General features: G+C 47.5%; 14 protein-coding genes and 1 pseudogene. 6 read left to right on the forward strand and 9 right to left on the reverse strand.

Annotation, left to right across the window (positions count from 1 at the left end; all coding sequences use genetic code 11):
• Positions 1–51 precede the first annotated feature (51 nt).
• From P6910_RS24375 to P6910_RS24390, 4 genes and pseudogenes are all read left to right on the forward strand, one after another.
• On the forward strand, positions 52–1,071 hold the full coding sequence (locus P6910_RS24375; protein ID WP_317143827.1) for a GNAT family N-acetyltransferase: 1,020 nt from the start codon (positions 52–54) through the stop codon (positions 1,069–1,071).
• The gene (locus tag P6910_RS24380; RefSeq protein WP_317143828.1) at positions 1,068–2,876 is read left to right on the forward strand and encodes an IucA/IucC family siderophore biosynthesis protein; all 1,809 of its coding nucleotides are present in this window, start codon (positions 1,068–1,070) and stop codon (positions 2,874–2,876) included. Before P6910_RS24375 ends, P6910_RS24380 begins: the two co-directional genes overlap by 4 nt.
• Positions 2,873–4,165 (forward strand): lysine N(6)-hydroxylase/L-ornithine N(5)-oxygenase family protein, encoded by a 1,293-nt coding sequence (locus P6910_RS24385; protein WP_317143829.1) that lies wholly within the window; start codon positions 2,873–2,875, stop codon positions 4,163–4,165. Before P6910_RS24380 ends, P6910_RS24385 begins: the two co-directional genes overlap by 4 nt.
• A gap of 22 nt (positions 4,166–4,187) precedes the next feature.
• Positions 4,188–4,352: pseudogene (locus tag P6910_RS24390) on the forward strand (transposase); the annotation flags it as partial.
• A gap of 82 nt (positions 4,353–4,434) precedes the next feature.
• Here P6910_RS24390 and P6910_RS24395 read toward each other — a convergent pair.
• From P6910_RS24395 to P6910_RS24405, 3 genes are all read right to left on the reverse strand, one after another.
• Positions 4,435–5,313 (reverse strand): hypothetical protein, encoded by an 879-nt coding sequence (locus tag P6910_RS24395; protein ID WP_317143830.1) that lies wholly within the window; start codon positions 5,311–5,313, stop codon positions 4,435–4,437.
• A 310-nt stretch (positions 5,314–5,623) separates the two neighbouring features.
• Positions 5,624–6,988, reverse strand: coding sequence for an aspartate/glutamate racemase family protein (locus tag P6910_RS24400; protein WP_317143831.1), 1,365 nt, complete (start codon positions 6,986–6,988; stop codon positions 5,624–5,626).
• A 510-nt stretch (positions 6,989–7,498) separates the two neighbouring features.
• Complete coding sequence (locus P6910_RS24405) at positions 7,499–8,650, reverse strand: hypothetical protein (protein ID WP_317143832.1); 1,152 nt, start codon at positions 8,648–8,650, stop codon at positions 7,499–7,501.
• 542 nt (positions 8,651–9,192) lie between these two features.
• Here P6910_RS24405 and acs point away from each other — a divergent pair.
• Complete coding sequence (gene acs / locus P6910_RS24410; RefSeq protein WP_317143833.1) at positions 9,193–11,118, forward strand: acetate--CoA ligase; 1,926 nt, start codon at positions 9,193–9,195, stop codon at positions 11,116–11,118.
• A gap of 150 nt (positions 11,119–11,268) precedes the next feature.
• On the opposite strand, the gene P6910_RS24415 is transcribed toward acs, so the two are convergent.
• A complete protein-coding gene (locus tag P6910_RS24415; RefSeq protein WP_317143234.1) occupies positions 11,269–12,525 on the reverse strand; it encodes a transposase in 1,257 nt (418 codons plus the stop codon).
• 63 nt (positions 12,526–12,588) lie between these two features.
• On the opposite strand from P6910_RS24415, the gene tnpA reads away from it, so the two are divergent.
• Entirely contained in the window at positions 12,589–12,999 is a 411-nt protein-coding gene (tnpA, locus tag P6910_RS24420) for an IS200/IS605 family transposase (RefSeq protein WP_317146576.1), read from the forward strand.
• A gap of 205 nt (positions 13,000–13,204) precedes the next feature.
• On the opposite strand, the gene P6910_RS24425 is transcribed toward tnpA, so the two are convergent.
• The 5 genes from P6910_RS24425 to P6910_RS24445 all read right to left on the reverse strand — a co-directional run bounded on the left by P6910_RS24425 (position 13,205) and on the right by P6910_RS24445 (position 16,463).
• The gene (locus P6910_RS24425; RefSeq protein ID WP_317143834.1) at positions 13,205–13,654 is read right to left on the reverse strand and encodes a YaiI/YqxD family protein; all 450 of its coding nucleotides are present in this window, start codon (positions 13,652–13,654) and stop codon (positions 13,205–13,207) included.
• 77 nt (positions 13,655–13,731) lie between these two features.
• A complete protein-coding gene (locus P6910_RS24430; RefSeq protein WP_317143835.1) occupies positions 13,732–15,108 on the reverse strand; it encodes a sodium-dependent transporter in 1,377 nt (458 codons plus the stop codon).
• Positions 15,109–15,423: 315 nt separating this feature from the next.
• A complete protein-coding gene (gene yciH, locus P6910_RS24435; protein WP_317143836.1) occupies positions 15,424–15,738 on the reverse strand; it encodes a stress response translation initiation inhibitor YciH in 315 nt (104 codons plus the stop codon).
• Positions 15,739–16,037: 299 nt separating this feature from the next.
• Positions 16,038–16,241, reverse strand: a complete 204-nt coding sequence (locus P6910_RS24440) for a hypothetical protein (RefSeq protein ID WP_317143837.1) — start codon at positions 16,239–16,241, stop codon at positions 16,038–16,040.
• A gap of 36 nt (positions 16,242–16,277) precedes the next feature.
• The gene (locus P6910_RS24445; protein WP_317143838.1) at positions 16,278–16,463 is read right to left on the reverse strand and encodes a hypothetical protein; all 186 of its coding nucleotides are present in this window, start codon (positions 16,461–16,463) and stop codon (positions 16,278–16,280) included.
• Between the last annotated feature and the right edge of the window lie 3 nt (positions 16,464–16,466).

The raw sequence follows: 16,466 nt of genomic DNA on the forward strand, positions 1-16,466 counted from the left end.
CCCTGTTTTTCTTCCCACAAGGCTACTCAGACTCACTCTTACGGAAGAGCAATGACTAAAATAACAACGATTACCCTGCCAGGGACATCAGACTGCGAGATTTCTTTGCAATTACTGTCATCCAATAGCTTGGCGGTGCATGACAACAATCAATCTCTGCTGTTGAAAATCTCAGAACAGGATAGCGCCTTAATAACTGCAGCTAACGAATCCGACCTCCCTGAGAATGTACCCAATCATCTGATTGCAGCCAGTCTGGACTACCTTTTTTCCCGTAATCCGGATCTCTCCCGGATTTACGTTGCACCCTCGCTGGCTGAAAGGCTTCAGGATAATCAGTTGATACACAGCTGTAAGGAAAGCTCACTGGAAGGTATCTGTTATCGCTCAGGCCTGTATCAGGACCGAACCCTCTGGCACTGCCAGAGAGATAACCAGACGATGCCTGAAATCTGGACTGAAAACGAAAAAGCTGTCACGCATCCACTGCGTCAGGAACAGACTAATGGTGTCGTTTATAAGCGTTATGACTATCAAAATGACCTCACTATCTCCTTCAGAACCCTTGATCCGGAACAGGACCTTGACCTCTTCCATGAATGGATGAATCAGCCTCGTATCGCAGAGTTCTGGGAGATGGCCCAGAGCCGGGAAGAGCTGACAGCCTATCTTCAGTCAGTATTGAAAGACCGGAGAACCTGGCCAATGATCGGGTGCATCAACGGTGAGCCTTTCGGCTATTTCGAACTGTACTGGGCTCTGGAAGACCGCATTGCCCCTTACTACGATTGCCAGCCCTGGGATCGTGGCTTTCACCTTCTGGTAGGGAATCTGGAATTTCTGGGCCAGAGATATTCCAACAGCTGGACAAAGTGCATCACTCACTTCCTGTACCTGGACGACCCCAGAACTACGCGCCTGGTGGGAGAGCCCAGAGCTGACAATAAGAGATTGCTGAAGCTGTTGAGTCCCGCTGGCTGGTCATTCGTCAAAGAGTTTGACTTCCCTCACAAACGTGCGGCACTGGTCAACTGTTACCGGGAGATTTTCTTCCAGGAGATCCGGTTATGAATCAGGCTGTTACGGCTTTACCTGTCAATCAGCGCTTTGACTTCTGGCAGAAGGCTAATCGTCGGTTGTTAGCAAAAACACTGAGTGAGCTGAGCTGGGAAGAAGCCATCATCCCCAAAGCAATTGCTCCTGAAGAAGAGAGTGGCGGACGGTTTATCCTTGAACTGAAAAGTGGCGTGAACTATCGCTTTTATGCTTGGAGAACCATCTGGGATCAGTTAATAGTGGACACTGAGTCCATTTCCCGAAGCTATCTAAACAGTCGCAGCGACTCAGCACTGGAAGTCAGTCAGTTTTTTATAGACGCAAGGGAAGAGCTGGGACTGGACTCTGCAACACTGGCAAACTTTCTTGAAGAACTGGCCAATACACTGATGGCCGAGGTACAGGTTCAGAAAAACTATCACCAGAAAAGTGCAGCCGAACTGATTGAGCTGGAGGATGGCGAACTGCAATGTTATCTGGATGGTCATCCCAAAGTCACTGTCAGCAAAGGACGTCTTGGCTGGGGACAGGAGGATTATCAAGGTTACGCCACTGAGTTTCTGCCTGAAATTCAACTTGAGTGGGTCGCATTAAGTCGTGAAAACTGTAGGCTCTCTCTGGCCGTCGACCTTCAGGAAAATGATCTGATCAGCGCTGTTCTTAACAGCAGGGAGCAGGCAAAACTGAACGATCGTTGTCGTCAACTAAATATTGATGCAAGCAACTTTTTCCTTATGCCGGTGCACCCCTGGCAATGGAGCAACCGTCTGGTCAACCTGTTCGCTTCTGAAATTGCTGCAGGTCACATCGTTCATCTGGGAAACTATGGAGACCCCATGCTTCCGCAACAGTCTCTTAGAACTCTGTCCAATAAGAAGCGACCAGAGCAACTGAACATCAAACTGCCTCTCTCCATTTTAAATACCTCCTGCTACCGGGGTATTCCCGGTCGGTACATTCAGGCAGGCCCTATGGTTTCAAGCTGGCTCTCTGAGATAGCTGCATCTGATCCAATCCTGTCCAATCGCAGAACCATTATTCTGGAAGAGCCTGCCGGGGCTTTTTATCCAAACCCTCAGTTCAAACAGATAACGGATGCTCCCTACCGTTATCACGAAATGCTTGGCTGTATCTGGCGGCAGAGTGTTCATGCTAAAACCACAGACTCGGAACGGGCTATCCTGATCTCTACCCTATTCCAGAAAGACGGCTATGGCTATCCATTGATTTGCGAGTACATCCATCGTTCCGGATTGACGACAAAACAATGGTTATCAAAGCTTTTTGATGTGGTGGTGGTTCCTCTTTATCACCTGCTGTGTCAATACGGCGTTGGTCTGGTGGCTCATGGCCAGAATATTACTCTGGTTCTGGATAATCATCTGCCAGTCAGAGTAGCACTGAAGGATTTTCAGGGTGACCTGAGACTGATCGATCAGGACTTCCCTGAACTTGACACTCTCAGTGATTATGCCCGCTCAGTCACTACTCGTCTGCCTGCTGCTCACCTTATTCACGACTTGCAGACCGGCCACTTTGTGACCGTTCTCCGCTTTATCTCTGCCTGTCTGGCCGAAAAAGGCTTTTCCGAGTCCCGTTTCTACCAGTTACTGGGTGAACAACTTAAGTCGTATATGAAGGCACACCCCGAACTGGAAGATCGCTTCAAACTGTTTGATCTGTTCACACCGGAAATGGCCCGGGTTTGTCTGAACCGGGTTCGTTTCAAACTCGGCTATGGCGACACCAGCGAACGCCCTCTGCCAGAACTGGGAACCCCTCTCAAGAACCCTCTGGCAATAACACTCAGGGAAGAATGATGAACTTTACACACTATCAAGATGAAAACGCCCACCTGGATCTGGCCGGACTGGGATCTGGTCCGTTCAACCTGAGTCTTGCAGCACTGCTGGACAGTCTTCCCGAGCTAAAGATTCGTTTCTTTGACAAAAAACCCGCCTTTGGTTGGCACCCGGGGCTTATGCTGCCTGGTGCTCATATGCAGACCTCCTGCCTGAAAGATCTGGTAACTGCCGTACAACCCACCAGTCGCTGGTCTTTCTTGTCATTCCTGGTGGAAAAGGGACGGTTTTATTCTTTTTTAGCCACAGAAAAGATGGTGATCAGCCGCAGCGAATTTGTCGAATACATGAGCTGGGTCGCAGAAAACCTGGAGTCTTTGCAGTTTGACTCGGAGATCAGAGAAGTCAGCTTTGAAGAGGGTAGCTTCGTGCTGCGCTCGGACAAGGAGAAGGTTAAAGCACATAATCTATGTCTGGGAACAGGCAAAGTACCCTACATTCCTGACTGTGCCCGGGCTCTGGTAGGCCAGCAATGCTTCCATGCCAGTGAACTGATGTCCCGCCAGCCTGATCTGCGCAACAGAAAGGTTGCCATTATTGGTGGGGGCCAGACGGGTGCAGAAGTCTTCCTCAACTGTCTGCGTGAACAATGGGGTAAGGCTGATCAGATTCAGTGGATTTCCCGCCGGGCCAGCTTTGAGCCTCTGGATGAAAGTCCATTTACCAATGAATATTTTACGCCCGACTATGTCAGCCGCTTTTTATCCCTGCCTGAGGAGAAAAAAGACACCATTGTCGAATATCAAAAGCTGGCCAGCGATGGCATTACGCCTGCTTATCTGCTGGAAATCTACCGTGAACTTTATGACCGCACCTACTTGTCCCGGAGTCAGGTAAACTGGAAACTGCTGCCTGACCGAACCCTCACGGCCATGTCTGAATCTTCGGGTGGCTTTTACGATCTCAAGCTGACCCATGCGCTGTCTTCAGAGGATGAAGTGCTCTCTGCTGATATCGTCATTCTTTGTACAGGTTTTCAGAATATCCTGCCCCACTATCTGGAGCCAATTCAGTCCAGATTGAACCTTGACGAACACCGTCGTTTCAAACTTTCTTCCTGCTTTGCCGTTGATTGGGATGGTCCGGACAACAGACGCATTTACGCCGTCAACGCAGGTCTGCACAGTCATGGTATTGCAGAGCCACAACTGAGTCTGACCGCCTGGCGATCAGCAAGCATCATTAATGATCTGACAAGGCGGGAAATCTTCTCAATCCGTCAGCCAGGCAGTTTGATTGGGTGGTAAGGTAGTCTTCAACGAGCCCACTCTGAAAGCCACCTCATCCAGACGACTCAGAATCCTTAATACCCATCTGACAACCCAGAGTAAATCGGGTCGATTGTGGTCAAGGTCTTACTTTGCCTGTAGTGCCGGAGGTGCAACTATAGAGACTTTGAAGGAATACGTTAACAGCCAGAGCACACCCGATTGACTGCGTACCAGCTTGCAGGCGAAAGCATGGGAACCAGAGTTTTGCGACACCCTCGATTGGGCGAGGGTTTACGACGATTTTGCTAACGACCAGATGAACGATCCTGGCATTTCAGCCAATGATCATGAAGTTTGCATGCGGAGGCCCGTTTTGGCATATATTTGCTTACCAGTATTTGCGAGTTTTCAAAGTGAGCAGAGGAGTCCCAGCCCCAAGCTTTCCAAGTAACCTGGAAACTCACCGGTACTCCGCTGTATTTTGAGTCAGGGAGTACATAGTAGAAATCCTGGAAATGGCCTCCATAGAAGGGTCCGTCACCGTGTTTGGTGTGTTGGCCGTCAATATAAAGGTCAACGTCGGTTACGCGCACCTCCTGACCACGATCATTATTCCAGAAGATGTGCACTACCTGGTTGGTACAGAATTCCCCTGCCGTTTCACGATGGCATTTTGGTATCGACGGAAGCCCTATGATTTGAGGCTCGCCTGGGTATATAGGCCCATCCTCGCCGTATCCGCCCGGATTGTGGGAATCATCTCTGGATTTAAAATATAAATCCCGGGTGACGCGTACCAAGTGACCACTCGATTCTCTATAGAAGAAGTAAGCCTTGAAGTAATAAGTCTTACCGGGTTTTACCCGGTAGTACAAACCATTTAAAAACGTTCCGATGCTAGCCACCAGGGTGTAACCTTTTGACAGGTCATATGCGTTATTCGCGACATAAACCATAGTCCGAATCATGGTAATATCCCTATACGCACTGAAATCAGCCATGCCAATCTGCACGATATCGCCAGTGCATATCTGGTTGTAGGGGCAGTTAGCACTATATACAGACAAGGGGACGCCGTCGTGTTCGTTAGCGTGACTGTTAAGCTCCGCATTAGCCACTTGCATCCCTGCGAAACACGACAGCACGAGCAATAAAAGGCTTTTAAAAAATTTTGCGTGATTCATGAGCTTGAACTCCTTAAACCATAGGAGAGTTAAGCGTGTTAAGGATAGCTTCGTTTTCACCCCCTCACATGAAAAAAACATTCGGGCAAATTTCAACATTGCAGAGCTATCATCTGACTTTGAAACTCTGCTACTACGCGAAACCATCCATCAAAGCGGCCTCATTGACCGGATGACTCATGCCATTAACACACATGTCATTAAGGAACCATCAATCAACTAGCCTGTTGTGACCTTCAGGAGCGTTTGCAAAACTTAAATTACAGTCTTCTGTGCTTCTGTCTCAATTCACATAATGCACATACTCTATTTATGCCTCAGTTAACTTATCGGCGAATATTTCAGCAAATATGGCCTCAGTATTCACAAGATTGACCTGTAACTCTGCTTCGAGTTCTGCCATTTTTTCTTTACCCAAAGCCATTGGCAGCTCTGTGCAACCTAACAGCACGTGCCCCACTTCCCTGCCCGCCTTTCTCTCACTGTTGACGTATTGACGGATCATCGAAGACAGTTCCTCCTGCTTATCGCTCCCCCCCGTTCTCTTTGTATAATCTATCAGCTGTTGCAAATCTTTCTGGTCAGTTTGTGAGAGGTTGATCGAATTTACTCCTTGATGCTTGAGAGCCAGAGGATAAAGTTTGTTTTTATACGCTTGTGTCGTTTCCAGAACCAATGTCGTTGTGTTTTTAGAGGGCACCTGATCTTTTGCAATACTACTCGCTATCTGATCCACCAGATGCAAAAGTGGTTTTATGCCCAGTTTGTTCAATGTGGAGCATTTGGAATGTGCGGCATTACTCGCTATTGCATAGCTTCGGTGTCGGCGGGCTGCAAATGTTCGAATGTTCTCTATGAAGCTGGAACCACTGGCGATCACTTCCCATAGGGTCCGGGGTGGTGGGCAGGAAAACAGGTTCATTACCAGATGATCTTTATCTCCTCCTTTAGTGACAAAATCATCCAAAGCTCTGGACACTATTTTGGCATCTGACAGCGGCCCCATACCGCCAAGAACCCCCAGCTGGGAACGTTGGCAATTGTTTTTTCTAGCGGATTTACCAACGATATGAAGATCGATGGTTGGCCTTTGGCTTTCCCTGGGGATGAGCTTTGCGATGGTTTGCTGCAAATCGTTGTAATAGCTTATCTGGTCAGGCTCTATTTCAAGACTGATCCGCCGTTGACAATAATTTTTTCTTGGCTGAATACTGTGTTCGGCAATCACTCGCCGGGTCCAGTCATGCTCAGTTTCACTCTTTTGCGGCTTAGTGGACAACAGTTGCTGATCAACCTCTTGCAGAATTGCCGCCAGTTTCTCTCCTCGCTCTTTACTGCTTTGAAAAGCCAGCAACTGTGCCTTCTGGTCAACGCTAATGTATCCTTCTCTGGCCAGTTGGTTGATGCCAATGGATTGTTTGAGTTTGGTGCCATCAGGTTGAACGATCGTAATATTTCGATCTTTTATTAATCCAAAGGAAAATACCGTTCTCAATGCCAGAACGATATTTGAAGATTTTGCTTTTTCACCAAGGGATAAATATGGCGGTTTTACCAGAGCGATTGTTGTGACGCGGCGTCCTTTGGAGTGGCCTCTGCTTGCCTTTGCTGAAGACTTTCTACTGACCTTTTCGACTGGGTTCGAAGGCATGCTTTTTTGAGAACCAATTTTCATGCTGCCTCATGTCCCGGCTTATTTTCTCCTGTAATTTTCTCGGCTTGCAGGGAATTATCTTTATCAGAAACGATGAGGTACTCAACAAGACTTGGTCATTCCCGCTGAGGTCATGCAGCAATGATAAAATTGCCACCAAGTCCGTGGCATAGGTTAAATACTTTCATGCACTTCATTGGCCATGGTTATTCCTTGAGGTTTGTTTATTGGTTTATCCAATGCTGTATTGTAATTTAAAAAAACCACACTCAGATTCAGGTGGCACACACTCATGAGAATAACCATGGTAGCTTTGGCCCTTACCTGCAATTTCTGCGCTTGCATCTGAACAGGGTTTCTATATACCGGTCATTAACAATACTGCCGTTTCAGGAGATCCCGGATGATCTTCAGATGGAAATCATCGTAACGTTGGGGTGAGACAAATCCTGTATTGCAGGGTAAGTTTGCACTCTTCATTTTTTGGCCAAACGGGCTTTCACCATCGGCGCTGCAGTTGACCGGCATATCCTACGGCTGGCTTGGCTGGGCCGACTCAGGGATAGTGAGATCTGCAGATATCAGGATATGGTCAGAGGGGTAGTTCTCAATGCCTCCATCCTTCTGATCCTTGAAGCCGTTATAGTTATTTTCAAGCTTACACTTTATCTTTTTGTCACTAAGCAAGGTTAAGAAATCTATCTGGGTCTGCTTACCGGGTTCTGAAATCAGTTTGCAGGGTTCCTGATCCTCAGGGTTCTGTGGTGGCAAGAACCCGTAGTCAGAAGATATTTTTAAACGATAAAGATCATCTGGAACCTGACCACTGGTCTCACAGGTTCGACTGGCAAAGCGGTCATCTTCATTGAAATCCCCACCGGAAACCATGGCAACGACCTTGATGCGGTGTGCAGCTTCAACCTTCTGGAAAAATGTCAGCTGATTTTGCAAATGGATCTCATGCTGTATTGCGCCGGGTAGCCTGGAAGCATCCATTTCAGGGCCCTTTGGTGCATCTCGATCAAAACCTACCAAGTGCTCGGAGCCAGCAGAAAAGGCAAGATGGGTGCCTCTGAGTTTGAATACACAGGTGGCTACCTTTCTGCCGTTAATCTTTTTGACAATTCTGTTATTAGCTTCTGCGTGCGTTGACAGGCGGGAATTTTTTTGTAAATCCTGTTCGCTCACGGGTAATGAATCTTTGGCGATCACCTCAAGGACGTTTTTGGGATCGCGCAGGAATATGGCAGTGCCGTGAAGCAGATCATGGTGCCGTTTTTTTCGTGACTCACTCTGGTGAGGCGCAAACTGGATCAGGCTGTATTGGTATTCTCTGAGTGCTTTTTCCATGGGTTCACAGTCATGGCCGGTCAACTCCTGGACCAGCAGCACATGAGGCTCTTGCAATGAAGATTCAGTCACCCGGCGGCCAGTGACGGTTCGGCCGATACGCTCAGCCATTGGCGGGACATTATCGACAAGCAGATTAAAACATTCCTGGTTGTCCATTTCGTCTGCGAATTGTTTATCAATCTCCTGCCTGGTTTTTCCTTCCTGTCGCAAGCTGTTAATAAGTTCTTTTCCTTTAGTACTGAGAAGTTTCTCTTTAGCCGACTCCTGGCAGCCATGTTTGAAATCCAGTGGAATAGACAATCTGTTGATGCTATGAAAATGTACCTTCATTGGTTTAAACCTCCTTGGAATGTTGAGCAGCGATACAAATTGAAATTAAGCAAACTGTAAGATCAGACAGTTACCGGATCGAAAGGTTCCATAACTTTATGAGTTGACCCTTTGTCCGGGCACTGGCCGGATACATCCAGACTGTTTAACGACTTACATATTGCGTGTGGAGAACTAATGTGCACAGGATGCCTGAAACTGCCTTCAACGAAGATGCCTGCCACACTCAAGATGAAAACCCGGCAGAACATTATTGGTGGTAAAGCTGGGTATGAATCAGTCAGCAGTAAGATGGAGCACGGATCACTGAAGATTGATTCTTTTGGTAATCAGGGGAGTATCTATGATGCTTTTGTCGGTTACAATTTCTGAATAAACAAACAACCGAATCACTACTTTTGCGACACCCTATTCAGGTTGGGGAGGATGTCAGTCGCTTGCCCCTGTCAAGGAGATGGTCAAAAAAGCCCGGATATAATGCCTGCAAACGCACTCACTTCTATACTGGGTTAACTTTATAAAAATGAGGCAGGTGAGAGGCCATGACCCAGGCAACAATCTATCCGGTTTCCGAGGCTTTTCAAAACTCATGGATGAGCGAAGACAAATATCAGGCGCTGTATCACTATTCTCTGGAGAATCCGGAAGCGTTCTGGGGTAAAAAGGCTGAACGCTATCTCGACTGGTACCGCCCCTGGGATTCCATTTATGAAGGCGACTTCAACAGCTGTGAAGTGAGCTGGTTTAAAGGTGGACAGCTGAATGCCAGCGTCAACTGCATAGACAGACACCTGGAAAATCGCGCCGACCGGGTGGCCATTATCTGGGAAGGTGACACGCCCGACCTGCAGCGTAAAATTACCTATCAGGAGATTCATGATGAGGTCTGTAAGCTGGCCAATGGCTTGAAGGAGCGGGGGGTCAACCGGGGTGACAGGGTTTGTATCTACATGCCCATGGTACCTGAGGCCGTCTATGCCATGCTTGCCTGTGCACGCATTGGCGCGGTTCACTCCGTAGTCTTTGGCGGCTTCTCCCCAAACTCCCTTCGTGACCGTATTCTCGACTGTGGCTGCCGGGCAGTGATCACTGCTGATGAAGGCGTTCGGGGAGGGAAACATATCCCTCTCAAAAACAATACCGATGAAGCTCTGAAAGAGTGTCCCGATGTCAGTACTGTAGTGGTTTATGAGAGAACCGGAGCAAGGATTGAATGGCAGGAAGGACGCGACATTTCTTACCAGGAGCTGACAGCAGGCCAGCCCGTCACCTGTGAACCTGAGGTCATGGAATCTGAAGACCCTCTCTTTATTCTTTATACTTCCGGCTCCACTGGAAAGCCTAAAGGTGTTCTCCACAGCACAGCGGGTTATCTGCTTCATACTACGGTCACATTTCACTACGTTTTTGATTACCACGAAGGTGACATTTTCTGGTGTGGTGCTGATGTTGGCTGGGTTACCGGTCACTCCTATATCGCCTATGGTCCCTTATCCAACGGTGCCACTATGGTCATGTATGAGGGTGTCCCCTTTTGGCCCGATGCTGCAAGAATCTGGGAAATTGTGGATCGCCACCGGGTGAATACACTCTACATAGCACCCACGGCAATCCGGGCTCTGATGGCCAAGGGGGATGAATACGTTAAACGAACTTCACGAGCCAGTCTGAAAATCCTGGGAACCGTGGGCGAACCCATTAATCCGGAAGCCTGGCATTGGTACTACCAGATCGTGGGGGAAGAACGCTGCCCCATTATCGATTCCTGGTGGCAAACAGAAACGGGTGGCATGATGATTACGCCTTTGCCGGGAGCCACCGCGTTAAAACCCGGGTATGCAACACGGCCTTTCCTGGGCATCCGTGCTGCCATTCTCGATAATGAGGGTAATGAGGTTGTCGGACCCGGTCAGGGGAGTCTGGTGATCACCGGTTCCTGGCCGGGCCAGATCAGAACCGTGTATGGCAATCACCAGCGAGCGATTGATACTTACTTCAGCCAGTATCCGGGTTATTACTTCACGGGAGACGGAGCCCGCAGGGATGAAAATGGCTATTACCAGATCACAGGCAGAATGGATGATGTAATTAATGTCGCGGGTCATCGTCTGGGCACGGCAGAAGTAGAAAGCGCCCTGGTATTGCATGAGGCCATTGCAGAAGCAGCCGTAGTGGGGGTGCCTCACCCGGTTAAAGGCGAAACTGTTTATGCCTTCATGACACCCATGGACGGTATTGAGATCACCGATGACCTGATGGAGGAACTTTCAAATCTGGTGGCCAGTGAAATCGGCTCATTCGCCCGCCCGGAGATACTTCACCCATGCCCGGCTCTACCCAAAACCCGCTCTGGTAAAATCATGCGACGCATCCTGCGTAAACTGGCTCAGGGCGAGAAAGATAATCTGGGCGACTTGAGTACACTGGCTGATCCTGCGGTGATCAAGCAGCTGTTGGGTTCCACTTAAAAGCCCTGTTTCAATGCTCCCTTTTGATCGAATTAGTTTGTTTCTGAAGGGAGGCTTGAATTAGACATAGTTTTAATTTCATAGAACTATATCTGTATTCCTATTCATTTGACATCCTCCTCCAGCCAGGTCGCTGGAGGGTTCCTGTTGCTAGACAGCTACTTTCTCACGATTTCGCTGAAGTTCCTGCTTCTTCAAAGGCTCTAACGAACCCTCTCCACAGGCTAAAACGCTGTGCCCCAACGCTAGTATATTTTTTGCAGCCTGAATATCTGCATTCTCAGAATGACCGCAAGCCACACACTCGAATTTTGCCTGAGTATTTCTGTTTGCCTTCTCAGTGTGACCGCAAGAGCTACATGCTTGGCTGGTATATGCCGGATTAACTGCAACCACTTCACCACCTAACCAGCCCTGCTTATACTCAAGCTGCCGTCTGAACTCATACCATCCCTGATCGAGAATGGATTTGTTAAGTCCAGACTTGGCCCTCACATTTTTACCGTGTTTCTCTGCAGTGCCCTTTGCAGACTTGGACATATTCGATACCTTCAGATTCTCAACCACTATCATTGCGTGATTTTTGCTAATTTCGGTTGAGGTTTTGTGAAGGTAATCAGCCCGACAACTGGCTATTTTACTGTGAATGCGGCTAATACGCTGATTTTGCTTTTTCCAGTTTTCGGAGAACTTCACTTTGCGGGAGAGCTTTCTTTGTTCTCTGGCAAGCTGTCTCTCGTGTTTCCTGAAAGCATTAATCGGTTTGTACTGCTTACCGCTGGACAGCGTGACAAACTTGGCAATGCCCATATCCAGACCAACCGCTTTTTCAGAAGGGTGAACTGGAGTTGTTAATTCTTGCTCGGTTTGAAAACTAATAAACCAATGGCCTGATTTACGGGTAATGGTGCAATTCTTTATCTCACCTTCTATGTTGCGAGACTTGCGGAATTTTACCCAACCCAATTTACTTGGCAGTTTTACTCTGCGATTTTCAACCTTGCAGTACTTGGAGAACTGCATGATACGAATTGAGTTATGGTGATCTTGATTTCGCTTCTTGAAGCATGGCTTTTCAAACTGGACTTCCTTGATTTTCCCGGCTTTGAGTTTTGCCAGATCGTCAAAGTGACGTTTCCATGCCGCACCAAGATCATTCAGTTTTTGCTGCAAGGCAACGGCATTTCCCTGAGTAAGAAAGCTCGTTTCTTCGTCTTTTTTCCATACTGGAAGCCACTTGTGCATGGTATAAGATGATGGAATTTTTTCGCCAGACTCCCACTTTTCATTGCAGATGCTCAATGCTTTATTCCAGACAAAGCGAGCTGTGCCACAAAGCTGCATGAGTCTTACATGCTGCTCTGGTGTTGCCTTCAGTCTGAATTTATATGCCTTGAGAATCTTCATTGATGCAATCAGTGTGTTAATCTTTAATGCTTAAATTACATAGCATAAAATGGAATATTAAGCATTAGTATACAAGAAATAAAGAAAGGCCGACACAGTGCTTATACTTTGCACTGCCACATTGTTTTTGTGACAAAGTACAGAAAGAAGGTGCTTGGCGAGTTGCATCTAGCCAGACTCAGAGAAATATTTTCTGAGATATGCGGAAACTTTGAGGCAGAGCTAACAGACTGCAATGGAGAGGCAGACCACGTTCACCTGTTGGTTGAGTATTCACCCAACACGCCAGCCATTGCGAAACGAGTAAACAGTCTGAAAGCTGTTTCATCCAGACGATTAAGGCAGGAGTTTTGTGATATTGCAGGTGCGTACCGAAAGCCGGTTTTGTGGTCAAGATCGTACTTTGCTGGGAGCTGCGGCGGAGCCCCTCTGGAGGTAATTAAACAATACATAGAGAACCAGAATCAGCCCTAAGGGGCTGAATGAAATTCACCTCCCGCCTAGCTCGGCGGGAGCACTCTTTCAAGCGCAGGTAGAATTCCAAAAAAATGTCTCACTACAGTTAGAGTTCATAGACTATGGTCCAAAAATATCCCACCGCATATGGATATTGATAAAAATCAATCTCCCAGCTTCCAGAATTTTGTCAAATGCCTTCGAGCAAATTTATGGTGAACGCTCAGCGCTGAACCCTTGCCAGCCACTTATCCAGCTGGTTGGCAAACTGCTGGCGATCACTCTGGCTCAGTGCAGGAGGCCCACCGGATTCAATACCACTGGCGCGAAGTGTATCCATGAAGTCACGCATGTTCAGCCTTGCCCGAATATTATCTTCAGTAAACAATTCACCACGGGGACTCAATGCGCCAGCGCCTTTCTCAATGACTTCGGCGGCCAGAGGAATATCGCTGGTAATGACCAGGTCTCCCGACTCGGCTCTTTTGACAATCTCATTGTCTGCCACGTCAAAGCCGGAGGCGACCTGCAGGGATTTTATAAAGCGTGACCCCGGTACCCTGAGTGGCTGGTTGGCCACCAGAGTCAATGGGGTTTCGGTTCGGTCGGCAGCTCTGAACAGTATGTCCTTGATCACCACCGGGCAGGCATCGGCATCAACCCAAATTTTCATTCTGTGAGAAAGCTCTTAACCCGGAAATCAGGAACCTGTTTGACTTAATACCATTTCGGCCTGAATTCCAGGAATCATCAAAAAGTGAAAAAGATCAGGACCATCACCATGAACGGACAGAAAAACCGGATGTACCAGGGCCAGATCTTCCAGAAGAGACTGTGCTCAATATCCGGATATCCTTTCTGCAGTTCTTTCAGTTTTTGATCTCTGGACCATATCCAGGCCGCATAGATACAGACGACCAGACTCAACAGAGGCATAGCATAGCGGGTTGTCAGGTTGACCACAAAGTCAAAGAGCACATCAAACCAGATCATCACGCAGACACTGACCCCGAATGTAATCACCGAGATCAGCCAGGAGCTGTTAGCCCTGCGGGCACGAAGTCGTTTCTGGAAAACCGCTACCGGTACTTCCAGAATGGAAACCGCTGAGGTCAAAGCCGTAATGGTTAACAAAAGAAAGAAGGCCAGGGAGAGCAGAATACCCGGTGAACCAAACTGAAGAAAGAGCTGTGGCAAAACATCAAACACCAGCTTGTCGGCACTTTTCAGGGTACCCTCTGCGGTGTAGATATCAATTCCGTGATTCAGTGCAACAAACATACCCGGAATAATCAACAAACCGGCCATCACGGCCACCAGCGTATCAGTGACGGCAACACTGGCAGCCATCACTGGAATATTAGAGTCCCGGGTCAGGTAGGCACCATAAACCACCATGATGCCTACCCCCAGAGACATGGAGAAAAATGACTGACCCAGCGCACTGATCAGCAGGTCTTTATTCAGCAATTTGGAAAAATCAGGTAGCACAAAATACTGAAGACCTTTCAGGGCTCCTTCCTGCGTCATGGTGAAACCAATCAGCAACAGAATCAGCAGCACCAGCATTGGCATGAGACGGCTACACCATTTCTCAATGCCATCCGCAACACCGCCGGCAACAATAGCTGCTACCATGGCCATGAATGCACCGGCCGCTACCATAGTAGGCAAAGGATTAAATGAAGTCAGCGAGGTGGCCAGATTGTCCAGCCCCAGGGCCACCGCCATGGGAGCCAGACCAAAACAGATGATCCAGCCGGAAATGATGGCATAAAAGGTATAAATCAGCAGAACTGTGACTGTTGAAACCCAGCCAGTCACCTTACCCAGTAGCTTGAAAAAAGATCTGTTGCTGACGCTTTCGAGCGTAGTAGCCGGGTCTGAGCGACCATAACGGCCAATGACCAGCTCAGCCACCAGCATCGGCCAGGCAAGAAGAAAAGAGAAACAAAGGTAGATAAGAACAAAGGCAGCACCACCATTGTCGGCAGTCTGGGCAGGGAATCCCCAAATATTGCCTATACCTACAGCAGAGCCCACAGCCGCAAGATAGAAACCCAGCCTGGAAGTAAACTGTGGAGGATTCTCCGGGGTCTGTTCATACACGGTGTTTTCGTGGTCCATTCAAATGTACCTTTTTATGCCATGAAAAATAATTTCCTTCTCTCATGGCTATTTGTACCGAGAAAATTTCATCCATCCGGGATGAAAAATTTCCTTACAAAAACTTCCTTATTCGTCACATCTCCCCGGAGCACTGCATGAACTTAGTACACATGTACAACAAAAAGCCTGAAGACTGAGTCTATATCTCAAAGAAAACATCTACCCAGTGTATACAAAATAAACAGATTGAGAGGATTAATTTTTAATTCTCCAAAAAAAAAAGCGCTTTCAAAAAAAAAAAGAGCGTTTTTTCCCGTGAAGTTTTTGTTGAAGTTAACCGCCGGATCGCTTGGCATCGTAGCCAGCTTTCTTGAGCACATCGACCATGACATCCACATGATCTCCCTGTAGCTCGATATTGCCGTCTTTTACAGAACCACCACCGCCGCAGCGCTTTTTCAATGTTTTGGCATAAGCCTTGAGGTCATTACCCGCAAGAGGCAAGCCACTGATCACTGTGACCACTTTACCACCACGACCTTTCTTTTCAGGGCGGACACGGACGTTGCCGTCACCCGCCTCTTCCTTAACAACCTTTTCTTCCCTGATGCGACCCATATCAGTCGAATAAACCAGTTTGCTGCTCATTCTTCACCTCAATTTCCTGTCAACCAGCCTTTGTCCGCGGCTTGATCAATTTCACGCACAGCATATAGTCCCGAAGTCAGGGTACAAGCCCTTTCAGATATTCATTCCGCTTGATGAGCTGTGAGTTAGGCACACCTCGTTCACCCCAGATAATGCATTCATTCCGGCAATTCTGCAGCAATGGCAGCAAACGATCCATGGTCCTAAACGATGGATAGTGGTATCAACGATACTATTTAGCTCACCGTTTTCAGTTAAACTGTTGAGCTAGTGATATACAACAGAAGGCAACCCGCCACTCATGCCTTGCCTGACATCCTGTTGTAAATCTTGTTTATTTTTTGCATCACCTCATCATAATCAATTGTTTTGTCATTAGTATTTTTATCTGGATGAAAAATCGCCTGATATTCTTTCTTCCACTCTTTTGCTGCAACAGCATCTATATAATGCTTCTTCTTTATTCCTAACTCTTCATCAAAAATTCCTTTTTGATTATTCAATATCAAAAAAGCCTGTCTATGTTTGCTTGATCTGAATTAAGCATCATTTTCTTGATGAAGTGATATTTTTTGAAGAAGCTTGATGACTCTCAACAGGTCACTTTTTGATCTGATCGATAACAAATCCTGAAGACCAGTTGAAACAACTACTTCGTTTTTTAAAGTATTATATTCTTTATCTATCTCACTTTCTGAGAGAGAAAGCCATGAATGTTCCCTCATACA

The sequence above is a fragment of the Endozoicomonas sp. 8E genome (assembly GCF_032883915.1).
In the GTDB taxonomy this organism is placed as follows: Bacteria; Pseudomonadota; Gammaproteobacteria; order Pseudomonadales; family Endozoicomonadaceae; genus Endozoicomonas_A.